The 16669-nt window shown below is 42.1% G+C and carries 17 protein-coding genes; 10 read left to right on the top strand and 7 right to left on the bottom strand.

Annotated features, from left to right (window positions below):
• The first annotated feature begins 29 nt into the window (after nt 1–29).
• The 5 genes from ACEN9X_RS09015 to ACEN9X_RS08995 all read left to right on the top strand — a co-directional run bounded on the left by ACEN9X_RS09015 (nt 30) and on the right by ACEN9X_RS08995 (nt 3979).
• On the top strand, nt 30–770 hold the full coding sequence (locus tag ACEN9X_RS09015) for a hypothetical protein (RefSeq protein ID WP_413670055.1): 741 nt from the start codon (nt 30–32) through the stop codon (nt 768–770).
• Nucleotides 767–1120: an MmcQ/YjbR family DNA-binding protein gene (locus ACEN9X_RS09010; RefSeq protein ID WP_413670054.1), complete on the top strand. Its 354-nt coding sequence runs from the start codon at nt 767–769 to the stop codon at nt 1118–1120. The genes ACEN9X_RS09015 and ACEN9X_RS09010 overlap by 4 nt, the downstream gene beginning before the upstream one ends.
• A 17-nt stretch (nt 1121–1137) precedes the next feature.
• Nucleotides 1138–1539: a ribonuclease E inhibitor RraB gene (locus ACEN9X_RS09005; protein ID WP_413670053.1), complete on the top strand. Its 402-nt coding sequence runs from the start codon at nt 1138–1140 to the stop codon at nt 1537–1539.
• A 64-nt stretch (nt 1540–1603) separates the two neighbouring features.
• Entirely contained in the window at nt 1604–3349 is a 1746-nt protein-coding gene (locus ACEN9X_RS09000) for a M14 family zinc carboxypeptidase (protein ID WP_413670052.1), read from the top strand.
• Nucleotides 3350–3979, top strand: a complete 630-nt coding sequence (locus ACEN9X_RS08995; RefSeq protein WP_413670051.1) for a rhomboid family intramembrane serine protease — start codon at nt 3350–3352, stop codon at nt 3977–3979.
• Here the strand turns inward: ACEN9X_RS08995 and ACEN9X_RS08990 are convergent.
• Complete coding sequence (locus ACEN9X_RS08990; protein ID WP_413670050.1) at nt 3948–4964, bottom strand: hypothetical protein; 1017 nt, start codon at nt 4962–4964, stop codon at nt 3948–3950. The two genes, ACEN9X_RS08995 and ACEN9X_RS08990, sit on opposite strands and share 32 nt — an antisense overlap.
• A gap of 27 nt (nt 4965–4991) precedes the next feature.
• On the opposite strand from ACEN9X_RS08990, the gene ACEN9X_RS08985 reads away from it, so the two are divergent.
• On the top strand, nt 4992–6002 hold the full coding sequence (locus ACEN9X_RS08985; RefSeq protein ID WP_413670049.1) for a dipeptide epimerase: 1011 nt from the start codon (nt 4992–4994) through the stop codon (nt 6000–6002).
• 88 nt (nt 6003–6090) lie between these two features.
• The gene (locus ACEN9X_RS08980; protein WP_091208858.1) at nt 6091–6276 is read left to right on the top strand and encodes a CsbD family protein; all 186 of its coding nucleotides are present in this window, start codon (nt 6091–6093) and stop codon (nt 6274–6276) included.
• A gap of 36 nt (nt 6277–6312) precedes the next feature.
• On the opposite strand, the gene ACEN9X_RS08975 is transcribed toward ACEN9X_RS08980, so the two are convergent.
• Nucleotides 6313–6858: a Uma2 family endonuclease gene (locus ACEN9X_RS08975; protein ID WP_413670048.1), complete on the bottom strand. Its 546-nt coding sequence runs from the start codon at nt 6856–6858 to the stop codon at nt 6313–6315.
• 98 nt (nt 6859–6956) lie between these two features.
• On the opposite strand from ACEN9X_RS08975, the gene surE reads away from it, so the two are divergent.
• Genes surE through lpxB form a run of 3 tightly spaced genes read left to right on the top strand, consistent with a single transcriptional unit; the run spans nt 6957 to nt 9114 of the window.
• Nucleotides 6957–7730 (top strand): 5'/3'-nucleotidase SurE, encoded by a 774-nt coding sequence (gene surE, locus ACEN9X_RS08970; protein WP_413670047.1) that lies wholly within the window; start codon nt 6957–6959, stop codon nt 7728–7730.
• A 2-nt stretch (nt 7731–7732) separates the two neighbouring features.
• Nucleotides 7733–7999 carry a hypothetical protein gene (locus ACEN9X_RS08965; protein ID WP_413670046.1) on the top strand — a complete coding sequence of 89 codons (267 nt, stop codon included), beginning with the start codon at nt 7733–7735 and terminating at the stop codon, nt 7997–7999.
• Nucleotides 7999–9114, top strand: coding sequence for a lipid-A-disaccharide synthase (lpxB, locus tag ACEN9X_RS08960; RefSeq protein WP_413670045.1), 1116 nt, complete (start codon nt 7999–8001; stop codon nt 9112–9114). Before ACEN9X_RS08965 ends, lpxB begins: the two co-directional genes overlap by 1 nt.
• Before the next feature lie 492 nt (nt 9115–9606).
• Here lpxB and ACEN9X_RS08955 read toward each other — a convergent pair whose 3' ends face one another.
• The 5 genes from ACEN9X_RS08955 to ACEN9X_RS08935 form a co-directional block, all read right to left on the bottom strand.
• On the bottom strand, nt 9607–11397 hold the full coding sequence (locus tag ACEN9X_RS08955) for a DUF885 domain-containing protein (protein ID WP_413670044.1): 1791 nt from the start codon (nt 11395–11397) through the stop codon (nt 9607–9609).
• 51 nt (nt 11398–11448) lie between these two features.
• Entirely contained in the window at nt 11449–11676 is a 228-nt protein-coding gene (locus tag ACEN9X_RS08950) for a type II toxin-antitoxin system Phd/YefM family antitoxin (protein ID WP_413670043.1), read from the bottom strand.
• Nucleotides 11677–11748: 72 nt separating this feature from the next.
• Entirely contained in the window at nt 11749–12561 is an 813-nt protein-coding gene (locus ACEN9X_RS08945; RefSeq protein WP_413670042.1) for a Fic family protein, read from the bottom strand.
• Nucleotides 12562–12626: 65 nt separating this feature from the next.
• Nucleotides 12627–15473: an excinuclease ABC subunit UvrA gene (uvrA, locus tag ACEN9X_RS08940; RefSeq protein ID WP_413670041.1), complete on the bottom strand. Its 2847-nt coding sequence runs from the start codon at nt 15471–15473 to the stop codon at nt 12627–12629.
• 215 nt (nt 15474–15688) lie between these two features.
• The gene (locus ACEN9X_RS08935) at nt 15689–16459 is read right to left on the bottom strand and encodes a lytic transglycosylase domain-containing protein (RefSeq protein ID WP_413670040.1); all 771 of its coding nucleotides are present in this window, start codon (nt 16457–16459) and stop codon (nt 15689–15691) included.
• Nucleotides 16460–16669 lie beyond the last annotated feature (210 nt).

Here is a 16669-nt window from a genome sequence, read left to right as displayed (position 1 = left end):
CAATTGTAAATATTGATTAAAATTATACATTGAAAAAACATTTTCTGCTTTTTGTTTTGGTTTTTGCCTCGGTTATGGCGAAAGCGCAAAGTGGTTTTAACTATTATGAATGGGGTGCTGGTTTTGGCGCAAGCTATGGCCGGGGGTTTGATGATCTTAACAAGCAGGTTTGGCATCCGGGGGGAAGCCTGAATTTAACCTATAATTACAGCCCTTATGTACCTATGAGCCTTGAATTTCAGTTTGGTACACTTGAAGGTGGTGGGCGTACGCCGGATAAAGATCAGTTTGGCCGCTATTCAAAAAACAATTATAAAGCCCTGGTACTCCATGCCGACCTGCAGTTGGGCGAAATAATTGATTATGATAACAGTGGTTTTTTAAATGTTATTAAAAATTTTTATGGTGGTGCCGGAATTGGCGCAATATTCAACAAGATGAAGGACATTCAACGTACCAATCTTTATCTGTATAACGGCCCCAATACCTATGTTTTCCCCGGGAAAGATAAAAGCGTTAACCTTATGGTGCCTTTACGCTTTGGTTATGAATTTAAAATATATGATGATTATGACCAGGTAGGTTATACCATAACGCTCGGTTATCAGCATAGTTATGCTTTTGGTGAGGGACTGGATGGATATAATGACAATCCGCAGAAGTTTAAAAATAACGCTCCTGATCAGTTTGCCATGTTTACCCTTGGCTTTAAGTATAACTTTGGCAATACTGTATCATACACCAAACTTGTCAGAAATTTCAGACGGTGAACATAGAAGAGTTGCGTGACTATTGCCTGCAAAAGCCGGGCGCTACCGAGGGTTTCCCTTTTGGAGAAGATACCCTGGTTTTTAAAATCGCTGAAAAGATCTTTTTATTAACTGGTTTGCAAACCGGCGAGAGGTTCAATGTTAAATGCGACCCCGAATGGGCTGTTGAACTTCGTGAACGTCACCCTGAAGTACAGCCCGGCTACCATATGAATAAAAAAATGTGGAATACGGTGCAAATGAATGGCTCCCTCACACGCAAACAACTCTGCGAAATGATAGACCATTCCTATAATGAAGTAGTTAAAAGTTTGCCAAAGAAAGTGCAGGCTGAGATAGCTGCATTATAAGTAAAACATATATCCTCATGGGATTATTCAGCTTTTTCGGAAAAAAGGACAACGGACAATTTGTATCGACAGAAGCGTTCGAAGAAAAATCGACGACGCAGCTTAATATGCTGCCGGTACTTATGGAAAAGCTCAGGGAGTTAAATGTTGACGAGGACAGGGAACTGATGCTTGAGTTTTTCTTTTATACCAATACTTATCAAAAAGCGGAGGCATTTGCGCTGGAATTATCCAATTTAAACTACCAGGTAAAATACGGCGTTTCTGAAGGGGATAAAAAATTATTCATTGTCACCGGATGGACAACCAAAATAAAAATGAAAGATGCTGTTGTTGCAGCATGGATTAGTCAGATGTGTAATCTTGGTTATAAATTTGATTGTGAGTTTGATGGCTGGGGCACTATTCCCGATCAGTAATATTATTGTGTACCTGCACGCCTAATTGGCATTCTTAAACTATATTTGAGCAACGTATTTACTCATGAAGATAGTTTTCGTCGCTTTAATTGCCTGTTTTATTACCTTATCTGCCAAAGCTCAGCTCACCCCGTTTGAGTTAAGTAAGGATAAAAATTATACTGCTACCTATGCCCAGGTAATTGATTACTATCAAAAGTTAAATAAGCTGTACCCGGAGCAAATGAAGCTTATCAATTATGGCACCACTGATGTAGGTAAACCCTTAACACTTGTTGTACTTTCAAAAGATAAGGTATTTGATCCGGCAGTTATAAAAAAGCAAAACAAACGGGTGTTACTAATCAATAACGGTATCCATCCCGGCGAGCCGGAAGGCATTGACGCCAGTATGATGCTGGTGCGTGATATGCTGAAAAATAATACACTCCCAAAAGATGTAGTGATCTGCCTTATCGCACTATATAATATAGACGGTAACCTTAACCGCGGTGTGAGCCGTGTAAGCCAGAATGGCCCATTGGCCTACGGTTTTAGGGGTAACTATCGTAATCTTGATTTAAACCGCGATTTTATAAAGGCCGATAGCCGCAATGTATTAGCCTTTACACAGATACTGACCACCTGGAAGCCCGAAATCTTCTTAGATAATCACACCAGTGATGGCGCCGACTATCAATACGTAATGACATTGATTGAAACGCAAAAGGAGAAACAAAACCCTATCCTGGCCGATTATACCACTAAAACGCTTACCCCGTACTTGTACAGCAAAATGAAAAAGAGTGGCTATGAAATGATCCCTTACGGCGCGGGTGAAGAGGGTTTACCTGATTCGGGCATTGTGAGTTTTTTGGAAACCCCGCGCTTTGCTACCGGTTTTACAGCCCAGCATAACATCATCAGCTATATCACCGAAACGCACATGCTTAAACCTTTTGATAAGCGTGTGTATGCTACCTATGATTTTATGCAGCATCTTATTGAAATTAATCAACGCGATGCCAAGCTAATTGGTGAACTGAAACGCAAAGCCGATGAGCAGGTAACCAATCAAAAAACTTTTGCATTAAGCTGGGCGGTTGATATGGACAAGGTTGATACCATTACCTTTAAAGGCTACGAGGCTGGCCATAAAACCAGCGGAGTGAGCGGATTGCCAAGGCTGTATTATGATCGCGATAAACCTTACACCAAAACCATCAAATATTTTAATACTTATAAGGTTACAGCCACTGCCGATAAACCGGCGGCTTATGTAATTCCGCAGGCCTGGGGCAAGGTAATTGATTTGTTTAAGCTAAACGGCGTGCAGATGAAACAGCTGGCACATGACACCACGCTTAATCTACAAATGTATTATATAGCCGATTTGAAAACACCTGCGCGACCATTTGAGGGGCATTATCTGCATACCGGCGTAAAGCTTAACCCGGTGGATATGCCGGTTAAATTTTATACCGGGGATTATGTGGTGTATACTAATCAGCCAATAAACCGTTATATCATGGAAACGCTGGAACCGCAGGGTGTCGACTCGTTTTTTGCCTGGAACTTTTTTGATTCGGTACTGGGCGAAAAGGAGTATTTTTCGGATTATGTTTTTGAGGATATAGCTGCCGATCTGCTAAAAAAAGATCCATCGATCAAACAAAAGCTGGACGATGCCAAAGCAAAAGACCCACAACTGGCCAATAATGCCGGTGCGCAATTATTCTTTGTTTATCGCAATTCGCCTTACTTTGAAAAAACTTTTATGCGCTACCCGGTAGGCAGACTTTTAACTAATACCAAACTCGACCTTAAATAAATGGAATACTTACAAACGGCCCCGGTGGCCTGTGCTATTTTCGCAATAACAATTATTACTTCGCTTTTAGCTTTTTCAAACAATAACCTTTACGGGCGCATGATGCTGCATCCTTATACCGTTTCGCGCGGTAAGGATATCCACACTATTATCACCAGCGGGCTTATTCACCGCGATTGGATGCATTTGTTTTTCAATATGCTGTCGTTTTACTTTTTTGCTTTTGGACTTGAACCGCTGTTAGGGCACGTTCAATTTGCCATATTGTATACTGTGAGCTTAATTTTAAGCGATATGCCTACTGTGCTCAAACACAAAGATCATTACAGTTATTACAGTCTTGGAGCTTCAGGGGCAGTAAGTGCGGTTATTTTTAGTGCCATATTATATAACCCACTGGCCCGGATGGTAATATTACCAATACCAATTCCTATCCCCGCTGTAATATTTGGTGTGTTATATCTTGTATATTGTCATTACGCCTCGAAATACTCACGCGATCAGATCAATCACGATGCACACTTTTATGGTGCGCTGAGCGGCTTAATGATCACCATTATATTTCATCATGAAATTTTACCCGATTTTTGGCAGCAGATTACAATGGCAGTTTCAAATCTTGGCCATTAATAAATTCCCCATCGGCATTAAATAAAAAGCTCATAGGTTTTTCGGGGTTCCTGATGATCTCTAACAGCAGGAACCCCCAATTTTTCCAGAAGTTTTCCAGTACCTGTCCGTAAGTTTTGTTCATCCAGTCGTCAAACAATGGTTTGCTGCTGGTGCCACGCAGGGGCAGGGCCTCTAATGAAATGGTATCGCCAATATTGAAAATATCGTACTCCGGCAGGCGGTTAAACAAATATGCCGAGTAAAAGAACCTGGCGTTTAACTCTTCAAACTGGATAGGATGCAGTGTATGATCTGCAATTTTATCCAAAGCTTCTTTATGGTAGCGGGCATTGGCGCCGTTATCCTGCAGGCATAGTATCAGGCCAAAATCTTTTATCCTTAATGAAAAGGTAAGCGTATTGATTTCATCGCGATAGCCGAAAACGTTTTCAGCATTATCTACCTTAAACAATACGAGGCTGTAAGGTTTAAAGCCATCAAACTCAACAGGCAAATTGAGGCTTTGCAGCATCATGTGCAGATTGTTGAACTTATGGATGATAGATTGAGATATATTAAACTCTTCGCCCTGTGAGTGCTGTAGTTTAATGCCTGCCTGGATCTCGTTGAAAATGATGCCGTACAACAATTTACCTGCCCATAGGAACAGCTGATCTTCATCAAGCGCCTTTACAGCGTCATAACCGGTATCAAAAGCAGCAGCAATTGTGTTTTCGAGCGGTTCAAGATAGCGTTCGTTAACTTCGGCTGTGCAGGGCAGTTTCAGGTCTTTGTAGGTTGCCATACTTTCGTCGAGCAGCTTAAAAGGCTTGTCTTCCAATTCATAACGGCTCATGAGCCATTGCGGAAACACCTGGATCTGCTCCTCAGGCGAATTAAGGTTTTGCCCTGTAAGGAAACATTTATTGTTGCTGAAATTGAAATTGGTGAATGGTGAATAAATTTGTGCCGGCATGGCCACAAAGATAAGCACGATTTTCATACTAAAATTTTAGCTTTGGTTTTTAACATGGAACTGACATATCAACCTTACGAGCTTCAGCTGAAGCATGCTTTTACGATAGCCAAATTCTCAAGGACTTCTACCCCGGTTATGCTGGTGCAGATCAGCCACGAAGGCAAAACAGGGTATGGAGAAGCCTCCATGGTGCCTTATATGGGCGAAAGCCATCAAAGCGCCACCGAATTTTTGAGCAAGGTAGATATTGGCCAGTTTAACCACCCTTTTGATTTTGAGGCGATCATCAATTACCTTGATAGCATTACTCCCGGCAATCCGGCTGTTAAAGCAGCCATTGATATTGCATTGCATGATCTTGATGGCAAACTAAAACAACAACCCTGCTGGCAATTACTTGGCAGCAACCCCGCCCTGATGCCTGTTACCAGTTTCACCATAGGCATTGATACGCCCGAAATGATTGTTAAAAAAGTAAAAGAGGCCGAAGGGTTTAAGGTGATTAAGGTTAAACTTGGCCGCGATACAGATAAAGAGTTGATTAATACTATCCGCTCGGTTACTGATGTGCCGCTTTATGTAGATGCTAACCAGGGCTGGACTGATCTGCAGCAAAGCCTGGACATGACTTACTGGCTGCATGAACAAGGCGTACAATTGATAGAGCAGCCCATGCTCAAAACCGACCCCGATAGCAATGCCTGGCTTACCGAGCGCAGCCCTATTCCTATTATAGGCGATGAAGCTGTTCAGCGATTTGAAGATGTAGAAAAGGCCAAGGGTGTTTATACCGGGATCAATATCAAACTGATGAAATCGGCCGGTTTGCATGAAGCCAAACGGATGGTTGATAAAGCCCGCGAACTCGACCTGAAGATCATGATAGGTTGTATGACCGAAACCAGCTGCGCTGCCCTTGCAGGTTTGGCCCTTGCGCCACAGGCTGATTGGGTGGACCTTGACGGCCCTTTTTTAGTAAGCAATAATCCTTACCAAATGCCTGGATTTAGTGATGGGAAATATATATTGAATGACGATGCCGGCTTAGGGCTAAGGTTTTAAAGAACTTTTAGCTTCGATATAAATCCACATTCTGCAAACCATCCTTGCCTCGCATCGGTTATCCTGATACATCTAAATAAAAAACATTATGGATAAATTAGAAATAAAAGGCGGATGGAACGAGCTGAAGGGAAAAATCAAACAAGCCTATGGCGACCTTACCGACGATGACCTTACCTGGCAGGAAGGTAAAGACGATGAAACACTTGGCAAACTTCAACAAAAAACGGGCAAAACCCGGGACGAGCTGGTGAAGTGGATCAATAGCTTATAAAAATTTGAAAAGGCTCCAGGAACACGGGGCTTTTTTTTATTGAAATAGCTTGGACACCTCAATATCAAAGCCAGGCAATAACGCGGATTTAAGGATCTCGGTTAACTGTGCTTTTTGTTCCAGTATAAAAACTCCATTTTTAAGAATATATAAATCAACGTTTTGTTGAATAGGATCAATGATTATATATTCTTTAACACCATATTTTTCGTAGGCGTCTTTTTTAGGTCGAAGATCATAGTAGGCATTTTTCTCCCATAAAATTTCAACAACCAGGTCAGGAGCGCGATAAATATAGTCCTTTATGATATCACCCCGCTCCTTTGAAATGTAAACAAAGTCGGGTTGAAATGAATTTTGATCATCTAATACAACCTCTATTGGCCCCATTAAATAAATCCCCTTGTTTTGCAATCGATCTTCGCAATTCATAATCATTTGGACTAAATTTCCAAGCGCGATTTGATGGTCAACTGTTCTTGAAGGCCAATCAACAAGATAACCATTGATATATTGATAAGGTGCTCCAATGGGCATACTCATATATTCATCAAGGGTAATTTTCTTAGCTGCTGTTAGCATATCTAAATTTAATCAAAAACAACTTCATTCCAACGATTATTAATTCCGTCGAAACTATTATCCCCAGCTACATTGTTGAGGATTGTTAACTTTGCCTAATGAAAGTTACCAAACCAACCATACTTGTTGTAAATGACGATGGCATTACCGCGCCGGGAATTAAAGCCCTGATGGATGCCATGGCCGAAATTGGCCGCGTTGTAGTAGTTGCGCCGGATAGCCCGCAATCGGGCATGGGACATGCCATTACCATTGGCAAACCTTTACGACTTGACCCGGTTGATATTTATGAAGGTATTGAAATGTACCGCTGTTCGGGTACCCCGGTTGATTGTGTGAAGCTGGCTGTTAACAAGATTTTCAAAGGACAAAAGCCCGATCTTTGTGTATCCGGCATCAATCATGGTTTAAATAACTCTATCAATGTGCTGTATTCAGGCACCATGTCGGCAGCGGTTGAGGGTGCTATCGAAGGTATTCCATCAATAGGCTTTTCTTTGGATGACTATACCTTGCAGGCCGATTTTGAGCCTTGCATTAAGTTTGTAAAAGAACTTGCCTTGCAGGTTTTGGCCAATGGTTTACCTCAGGCCAGTTTGTTGAACGTAAACTTCCCTAATACAAAACATATTAAAGGTATTAAAATTTGCAGGCAGGCAGCTGCCAAATGGGCCGAAGAATTTGACGAACGTGTTGATCCGCACAAAAGGCCATATTATTGGCTTACCGGTGTGTTTCAGCTAAATGATGGTGGTGAGGATACGGATGTTTGGGCTTTGGAACAAGGTTATGCTTCGGTTGTACCAGTGCAGTTTGATATGACTGCCCATCACGTTATCCCATACTTAAACAACTGGAAATTTAACGTGTAACTATGTTAAAGAAGAATGACATATCTGCAGGCTTGCTTATTGGTGCTATACTGCCGGGTATCAGCCTGTTTGTTTTTGGATTTTTGCTTAAAAACAAGTTTGTTTTCATGCACAAGCCGGGCATTCCCTATTTTGTCGCTTTTGCCATCAACCTGTTTATCATCCGTTACTTTTATGGTAAAGGCGCCGAGAAAACGGGGAACGGTATTGCCATGATCTCACTTTTGTTTATGCTGGCCATTTTCATTTTTAAACTGCAATCCTTATAATGAAATACTACCTGGTAGCCGGCGAGGCCTCGGGCGATTTGCACGGAGCTAATTTGATGAAAGCCCTGAAAGCGCTCGACCATCAGGCTGATTTCAGGTTTTTTGGTGGCGACCTGATGCAGGCCGAGGGCGGCACACTGGTAAAGCATTATGCCGATATGGCCTTTATGGGCTTTGTGGAAGTGGTAGCTAACCTGCAAACCATTCTTAAAAACATGAAATCATGCAAGCAGGATATTTCGGCCTACCAACCTGACGTATTGATCCTGATAGATTTTCCGGGCTTTAACCTTAAAATAGCGGAGTACGCTAAGACGCAAGGCTTTTTGGTTTGCTATTATATATCGCCAAAGGTTTGGGCATGGAATCAAAAGCGGGTGCTTAAGATCAAACGCATTGTTGACCATCTGTTTTGTATCCTGCCATTTGAGGTTGCATTTTACAAAGAATGGGGAATGGATGTTGATTATGTAGGTAATCCGCTGCTTGATGCCGTTTCGGCGTTTAAAGCAGATCCAAGCTTTCTTCAGAAAAATAATCTTACCGGCAAAAAAATTATTGCGTTACTGCCCGGCAGCCGTAAACAGGAAATTAGCAGGTTACTGCCTGATATGATTGAAGCATCGGCTAATTTTCCAGAATATCAGTTTGTGATTGCCGGGGCTCCGGCTTTTCAGGCCGATTACTATACTCCTTATTTAAATGGCGCAAAGATCCCTGTTGTATTCAACGCAACTTACGATCTGCTAAATCATGCGCAGGCCGCTATTGTAGCTTCAGGCACAGCAACGCTTGAAACCGCCTTATTTAATGTACCGCAGGTAGTAGTTTACAAAGGGGGAAAATTAACTATTGCTATAGCCCGCATGCTGGTGAAACTCAAATTTATTTCGCTGGTAAACCTGATTATGGACAAAGCAGTAGTTAAAGAGCTGATACAGGAAGAGTGTACTGCCAACAAAATTGCTGAAGAGTTAAATCTGCTGATCGACAACACCAGCTACCGCCAAACAATGCTTGATAATTATGATGAGCTTGATGTGAGGATGGGACAGCCCGGAGCATCAGCTAAAACGGCCGCGTTAATTACTAAGTACGCCGCTCAAGGCAGTTAAAATAGCTCATCCTCAATGAATGTTAAGATGGCATAGCCCATTATCATTCTAAATAAAGGCCAAGGCCTGAAGGGAGTATGACAAAGCGACTAAGACTTACGAAGTTTTTAAAACTTCGTAAGTCTTTAAAGGCACCTATTTATCTTCACGTGGACAGAGAAATTTCATCCCATTCTTCTTTACAAGAAGAATATCATAACTCTTCGGCTGTTTATATACTGAATCTCCAGCTTTAACATTCCTCTGAAACTTCGGCCAATCATGGTAAAGTATGTGTTCTTCTCCAGTTACAGTAATATACATTGATTCTTTTATATCAATTCTAATGTTACTAACTCTCCCATTCAACGATAACAAATAAATATCAAAATACTCAGATCGTAAAACGGCAAGAAAAATCAACAAGGGCATCAAGATGGCTATTACCGTTGATAGTTTGAAATGAGGTTTATTCATCCCCGGCTTCTATACTAAATTTAATATTATCAAATACTACCGCTTCGCAGCCCAGGCGTCCATTTTAGCCTCAAAAACAGCCATTGGCATTGCGCCGTCTTTTAATACCTGATTATGGAATTCGGCAATATTGAATTTGCTGCCTAATTGTTTTTCATACTTGGTCCGCAGTTCACGGATTTTAAGCGCACCTATTTTATAGCTCAACGCCTGACCTGGGATAGCCATATAGCGTTCAATTTCGGCGGTTGCCCCCTGTTCGCTAATGGCTTCGTTATCCATCATATACTTAATAGCCTGCTCGCGGGTCATACCTTTGGTGTGGATGGCAACATCAACTACCAAACGGATGGCGCGGTGAATTTCATCGCCTAAGGCACCCATGTGCTGGTATGGATCGGTGTATAAGCCCAGTTCTTTACCTAATGATTCGCAATACAGCGCCCAACCTTCTACGTAAGCAGTTTCACCGCCATCAAACCGGCGGAATTTCGGCAATGATGTATTTTCCTGCGTTAATGAAATCTGGTAATGGTGACCAGTAATAGCTTCATGCAAAAACAACGACTCCATGCCCGATGTAGTATTGAACTTGGTAGCATCTAATATCGGCACATAAAATATCCCCGGACGGGTACCATCTGCCGAGCCCTGGTTATACTCCGCACTGGCCGATGCCGCACGAAAAGCTTCTGTTTGCCTGATCTCGAACGGCGTTTTAGGCACATGGTTAAACATTTTCTTCAGGTTGGGCTCCATGCGTTTGTGGATATTTTCAAATGCATCAAGCACATCTTTAGGTGTTTTGTAAGGCGTAAACTTCGGGTCGTTTTTCATGTATTCAAAAAACGCCTTCAGGTCGCCTTTAAAGCCTACACTGGTTTTAATGCTATCCATTAATCCGCGAATGCGGGCAACTTCTTTCAAGCCTAACTGGTAAATTTCTTCAGGAGTTTTATCGGTGGTGGTTTGCTGTTTTACTAAGTAAGTATATTTAGCGGCACCATCCGGCAGTGATGAAAATCCTGAGGTAGCACGTGCATGAGGCAGGTATTGGTTTTTCAGGTAATCGGCCAGCTTTTGGTATGTTGGGTTAACTATATCAGTGATAGCTTTTTTATAGGCTTCGGTCAGTTGTTTTTTATCGGCTTCTGAAAAGTCTTTCGGCATGTTGGTAACTGGTCCGTAGAAGAGGCTTTTTTCTACATTCTTTGATACCAGGTCCTGCATTTCGGGAATCATTTTAACAACCAGTGATTTTGGCAATACCACGCCCGCTTTGATGCCTTTGTTAAAATTGGAGATAGCAGTATCTGCCCAAATCTGGAAAGCTGATAAGCGTTTCAGCCAATCGTTATAATCAACAACGGTTTTAAAAGGCTGTGCGCCAGACCCCGAGCCCAATTGACCCATGGTAATTGGCAAGGCATAAAACTGGTTGAAAGGCATGTACTCAAAATGATATTTAAAGTTATCAAGTGCCAGTTGTACTTCGTAAGTGAAAATATCATAAGATAGCTGATCGTCTGTATTTAGTTCCGCCCTTTCAAAGTTTTTCACTTTTGACAGATAAACCGAGTTATAATCATACGCCTTTTTCAAAAACTCAGCCGAGCCATCATTGGGGAGAAGGTCGTTGTAGCGCCTGTCGCCAATGTAAGTGGCATTAAGTGGGTAAAGCTTTAAGCCGTCCTGGAAATAATCTTCAAAAACTTTGGCCAGGTCCTTATTGGCCGGGATACTGCTGCTGCCGGTATCGGTTGATTTAGGCTGATTGCAGGCCGTAAATGCACCTGCTATAAATAGCATGAGTAATATTTTTTTCATGAGGGTTTTGATTAAAAGATAAAGCTAAGGAATGGAATGGAGATTTGGAACTTACTTGCTTTGTTTATATTCCTCAGTGCCTTGTAGTAGCCTGGCAGCATTTCCCGGGCTTTTAAGAATATAAAAAGTGTTTTCCATGCTGTCATATTCAGCCTTCGATAAGATTACAATATCACCGTGCAAGATATCCGTAACCACAAGCGGCGTGCGATCTGCACAGACCTTATCAAAATACGATTTTATATTCTTTTTAAAATGTTTAATCGTTATTGCTTCCATCTACTAAAGATATAAAACAAAAACAGCATATCCGATTAGGTATATGCTGTTAAATATTGTTGATTGTCTTGATTAATCTTCACCAGTTTCCTTACCATCAATAGCATCAGAAGTAATCTGTAACGATCGCAATATCAACCCCGCCATAAACTCATAAAACAGATCTGGCTCACCGCCATTGCTTTGAATATCCGTGAGGTATCTATAGTAATTTTGCTTTTCATGATCATTAATATAAAAAGGAGGAAAACCATAGGATATTAATATCAAATTGGAAAGGATCCGGGCTGTACGACCGTTGCCATCGTAAAACGGATGAATGGTAAGATAATCGATATGAAATCTAAGCGCCAGAACAATTGGATGTATCGCATCGAGTTTTGATCGCTCTAATTTTTCTTTTTCCGCATTAAGCCAATTGACCAACTGGTGCATCCTTTCGCTAACTTCAGTATGCGGAACAAAATCGTAACGTTCGCCTTCAAAGTTGATCATGTAGTTATCTACGTTTTTCCATTGGTCAACATATTTTAGCTTTTCAGGGTCTTCTTCATACATAATATTCTTATGTATTTCCTTTACCCTGCTTTCTGAAACATTAAGTTCACCTTTCCCCATTTTCATGATCATACTGATCACTTTATCATGATTGCGGATCTCTATTACGTCTTTAAGAGGTTTGTCCTGCACATTAATTACACCGACCATTACTGTACGCGTTTCGCGTTTGGTAAGGCTGTTACCCTCCATGCTGTTGGAAGTATAGTTCCATTCAAGGCGTAATTTATAATTGATTTTCTTAAGAAGTTCCTGCGGAATAGGGCCATGAGCCTGTATGGCAGCCTGGAGACTGTCAATCTGTTGTATTTTTTCTAAATAGCTCATGATTGTGGTTTCGTGATATTTCAAACTTACGAAGTTTTTAAAACTTCGTAAGTTTTGGATAGCTATTACAACCCCATTTCCTTTTTTAAAAACTTGCCGGTAAAGCTGTTCTTCACTTTACACAAACCTTCGGGAGTACCGGAGAACAGGATATTACCGCCGCCAGAGCCACCCTCAGGGCCAAGGTCGATTACGTGATCGACCACCTTAATAACATCAAGGTTGTGTTCAATTACCAAAACAGTGTTGCCTTTATCAACCAATTGGTTAAGTACGCCTAACAGCACATTGATATCTTCAAAATGCAAACCGGTGGTTGGCTCATCCAATATATAAAAAGTGTTGCCGGTGTCTTTTTTAGATAATTCGGTAGCCAGTTTAACACGCTGTGCTTCACCGCCTGATAAGGTGGTTGAAGCCTGCCCTAAAGTAATATAACCTAAACCTACATCGTTCAGCGTTTTTACTTTACGGTAGATAGACGGAATGTGCTCAAAAAATGGCGTAGCATCTTCAATGCTCATATCCAGCACATCGCTGATGGATTTGCCACGGTAACGTACTTCCAGTGTTTCGCGGTTGTAGCGTCTGCCGCCACATTCTTCGCATGGAACCTGCACATCGGGTAAAAAGTTCATTTCAATTACCTTCATACCTGCGCCCTGGCAAGTTTCGCAACGGCCGCCTTTTACATTGAACGAGAAACGACCGGGTTTATACCCCCTGATCCTTGACTCGGGCAATGCCACAAACAAATTGCGGATATCTGAAAACACCCCGGTATAAGTAGCGGGATTTGAGCGCGGCGTACGACCGATAGGCGTTTGATCTATCTCAATTACTTTATCAATATGCTCCAGACCTTCGATTTTTTCATAAGGCAACGGTTGTTTCTTCGCCCTAAAAAAATGATGGTTGAGAATGGGATATAATGTTTCGGTGATCAGGCTTGATTTACCACTGCCCGATACACCGGTTATGCCTATCAGCTTACCTAACGGAAAATCAACCGATACTTTTTTAAGGTTGTGGCCGGTTGCTTTTTTCAGGCTCAGGGTTTTGCCATTGCCTTCGCGGCGTTTTTTAGGTACCGCAATTTCACGTTCGCCATTAATATATGATGTGGTAAGCGTATGCTTTTCCATTAACTGGGCTGGAGTACCTTCGGCAACAACCTGGCCGCCATGTACACCTGCTGCCGGGCCCATGTCAATTACATGGTCGGCTTCCAGTATCATATCCTTATCGTGTTCAACAACCAGTACGGTGTTACCCAAATCGCGCAGGTTTTTAAGTGCGTTGATCAAGCGTTCGTTATCCCGCTGGTGCAGACCGATGCTTGGCTCATCCAGAATGTACATCACATTCATCAGTTGCGAACCAATTTGCGTAGCCAGCCTGATGCGCTGTGCTTCGCCGCCCGAAAGGGTTTTGGCTGTACGGTCGAGCGTTAAATAGCTCAGACCAACATCAAGCAAAAACACGATCCGTGCGCGGATCTCTTTCAGGATCTCTTTGGCTATTACATTCTGACGTTCGTTAAGGCGGTCTTCCAGTCCATCAAACCATTCCTGCAGATGGTTGATATCCATGCAAGCCAGTTCAAATATATTTTTACCATCTACTTTAAAATGCAACGACTCTTTTTTAAGCCTCGCGCCTTCGCAAACCGGGCAGGTACGGAGTACGCGATAGTTCTCCATATCATCCACACCTTCGTCGTTTCGGCGTTCCTGCTGTTCTTCCAGCATACGGATGATCCCTTCAAACGTGATCTGGTAGCTTTGAACGTTCCATTTATTATATTCAACGGCAACGCTTAATGTTTCTGGTGCGCCGTTCAGGATCATGTCCAGCTGATCACGGTTCAGTTTTTCGATAGGAGTTGACAACGAAAACTCATATTTTTTCGCCAGGGATTTCAACACCTGGAAGATCCATGTTTCGCGGTATTCGCCAATAGGCGCTAAACCGCCATTCATGATGCTGAGTTTTGGGTTAGGGATTACCGAAGCTTCATCAACCTCAAAAATATAGCCCAGCCCGTTACACTTTTCGCAGGCCCCGTAAGGAGAGTTGAACGAAAAGGTATTTGGCTGCGGCTCATCATACGAGATACCCGAAACCGGGTCCATCAGGTATTTACTATAATAGGATACATTATTGTCCTTATCGGCAATACGGATGATGCCCTTGGCAATTTTTAAAGCCTGCTGAACAGAGGTGTATAGGCGTTTGCTATCTTTTTCGCTTACCACCAGGCGGTCAACCACGATATCAATATCGTGAATTTTGTAACGGTCCACCTGCATTTTGGGTTCAACATCGGCTATGGCGCCATCAACCCAAACCTTTAAGAAGCCCTGCTTGCGGATAGATTCAAATAATTCGCGGTAGTGGCCTTTACGGGCCTTAACCACCGGGGCCAGGATATTAACCGGCTGCCCGTCAAATTTTTCGCTGATGGTTTTCAAGATCTGATCTTCGCTCATGCGTTCCATCTTTTCACCGGTGGTGTAAGAATAGGCATCACCCGCCCGGGCGAACAGCAATCGCATAAAATCGTAGATCTCGGTAATGGTACCTACGGTCGAGCGTGGATTTTTGCTGGTAGTTTTTTGCTCAATGGCAATAACCGGGCTCAATCCGGATACCTTATCCACGTCCGGTCGTTCCATGCCACCCATAAACTGGCGCGAGTAGGCCGAAAATGTTTCCATATAACGGCGCTGGCCTTCGGCGTAAATAGTATCAAATGCAAGGGATGATTTGCCGCTGCCGCTCAATCCTGTAATTACTACCAGCTGGTTGCGCGGAAACGAAACATCTATATTTTTCAGGTTATGCACCCGGGCACCATAAACTTCAACTTCACTTTGCTCGCCCAGGTCAACAAGAGGTTTTGTACTCATACTTTATTAATATGGATTTATTGACATTGTTTGAAGCTAATTATTATAGTTACCAGTTTTTTACAAAATGCTGCTTTCCTAAGATTTTTGGCTTAAACCATCAATGTTTTGCTACAAATATAAGCAAAAAAGGCCGGTTATCCACTGTGGATAACCGGCCTCAAAGTGCTCCGTAATGTAATCTTTTAATTAATTTACAGTATGATTACCTGCTGTTAATTAATTGCCAGCAACTGTGATGCAGGCGGGATATAAAAATAATTATCATACCCGTGCTGCTTTGGCTGTTCAATAACCGCTTTCATGGCAATAAGCTTATAAACGTATGAACCGGTTTCGCGGTTCAGCTTCATGCGGAAGTAGTTATCTTCATTTTGCTTGTTAATAGCTCGAGCTAATTTGATCGAGCCATTATTGTAGGCGGCAGCCGCCAGTGTCCAGCTGTTAAATTCATCGTATAGTTCTTTGATATACTTGCAGGCTGCAATGGTTGATTTGCGAAGGTTTTTTCGCTCATCAACACCATGGCCTACTCTAAGCCCGTAGGTACGTGCTGTACCCGGCATAAATTGCCAAAAACCCGACGCGCCCTTTGGTGATGTGCCCGATTTAAGGCCCGATTCAACCAATGGGATGTACTTAAAATCTTCAGGAATACCATAAAACTTTAAAATGGGCTCGATAATCGGAAACCATAACTCGGCTTTGCGGTGCAATACGTTGCTTTGCACGCTTTTAAAGTCATGCTGCCTGAGCGATTTGTTAAGTTTACGGGTAACCCTTGCGTCATTAACTGGTAAAGCTTCATTGGCAAAGTTGTAAGCACCTGCCTTTGTGCTTTTAAGAAAAATAAAATCTGAGGTTCGGTGGCTTAAAGGCGCCGCTTTTGCAGCTTTTTCTGTAACAATTTTACCGAAAATATTAAGTCCGGAAATGAGAACCAGCACCAGCGTTACGGAGCACGTAAGTAAGTGTTTTTTAATCATTTCTTGTCCTATCATTTAACCATACATTTGGTAGAATGTGCTGCAAAGGTATGTCATACGAATCACATAATCAAATACTTAGGATTTTGCTGATTTTTTTAGATGCGGTTTTCGGTTCAAAAACAGCGTTTAAAAGCGTTTAAACGGCGATTTTGCAAGAGGATATTTTTTTGATCTTTTTAGATGAAAATTGGCAAAAAAGCGTAACTT

Source organism: Mucilaginibacter sp. Mucisp86, assembly GCF_047324315.1.
Lineage (GTDB): Bacteria > Bacteroidota > Bacteroidia > Sphingobacteriales > Sphingobacteriaceae > Mucilaginibacter.
Note: the sequence above shows the minus strand (reverse complement) of the source record. Positions and strands in the feature narration are given on the sequence as shown.

Bases quoted from the DNA above. Each gene is read 5' to 3' on its own strand.
- ACEN9X_RS09005 (WP_413670053.1), top strand. From the start codon at position 1,138: ATGGGATTATTCAGCTTTTTCGGAAAAAAGGACAACGGACAATTTGTA.
- ACEN9X_RS08945 (WP_413670042.1), bottom strand. From the start codon at position 12,561: ATGAGCTATTTAGAAAAAATACAACAGATTGACAGTCTCCAGGCTGCC.
- surE (WP_413670047.1), top strand. From the start codon at position 6,957: ATGAAAGTTACCAAACCAACCATACTTGTTGTAAATGACGATGGCATT.
- uvrA (WP_413670041.1), bottom strand. From the start codon at position 15,473: ATGAGTACAAAACCTCTTGTTGACCTGGGCGAGCAAAGTGAAGTTGAA.
- lpxB (WP_413670045.1), top strand. From the start codon at position 7,999: ATGAAATACTACCTGGTAGCCGGCGAGGCCTCGGGCGATTTGCACGGA.
- ACEN9X_RS08950 (WP_413670043.1), bottom strand. From the start codon at position 11,676: ATGGAAGCAATAACGATTAAACATTTTAAAAAGAATATAAAATCGTAT.
- ACEN9X_RS08955 (WP_413670044.1), bottom strand. From the start codon at position 11,397: ATGAAAAAAATATTACTCATGCTATTTATAGCAGGTGCATTTACGGCC.
- ACEN9X_RS09000 (WP_413670052.1), top strand. From the start codon at position 1,604: ATGAAGATAGTTTTCGTCGCTTTAATTGCCTGTTTTATTACCTTATCT.
- ACEN9X_RS08980 (WP_091208858.1), top strand. From the start codon at position 6,091: ATGGATAAATTAGAAATAAAAGGCGGATGGAACGAGCTGAAGGGAAAA.
- ACEN9X_RS08995 (WP_413670051.1), top strand. From the start codon at position 3,350: ATGGAATACTTACAAACGGCCCCGGTGGCCTGTGCTATTTTCGCAATA.
- ACEN9X_RS08935 (WP_413670040.1), bottom strand. From the start codon at position 16,459: ATGATTAAAAAACACTTACTTACGTGCTCCGTAACGCTGGTGCTGGTT.
- ACEN9X_RS08990 (WP_413670050.1), bottom strand. From the start codon at position 4,964: ATGAAAATCGTGCTTATCTTTGTGGCCATGCCGGCACAAATTTATTCA.
- ACEN9X_RS08975 (WP_413670048.1), bottom strand. From the start codon at position 6,858: ATGCTAACAGCAGCTAAGAAAATTACCCTTGATGAATATATGAGTATG.
- ACEN9X_RS08985 (WP_413670049.1), top strand. From the start codon at position 4,992: ATGGAACTGACATATCAACCTTACGAGCTTCAGCTGAAGCATGCTTTT.
- ACEN9X_RS08965 (WP_413670046.1), top strand. From the start codon at position 7,733: ATGTTAAAGAAGAATGACATATCTGCAGGCTTGCTTATTGGTGCTATA.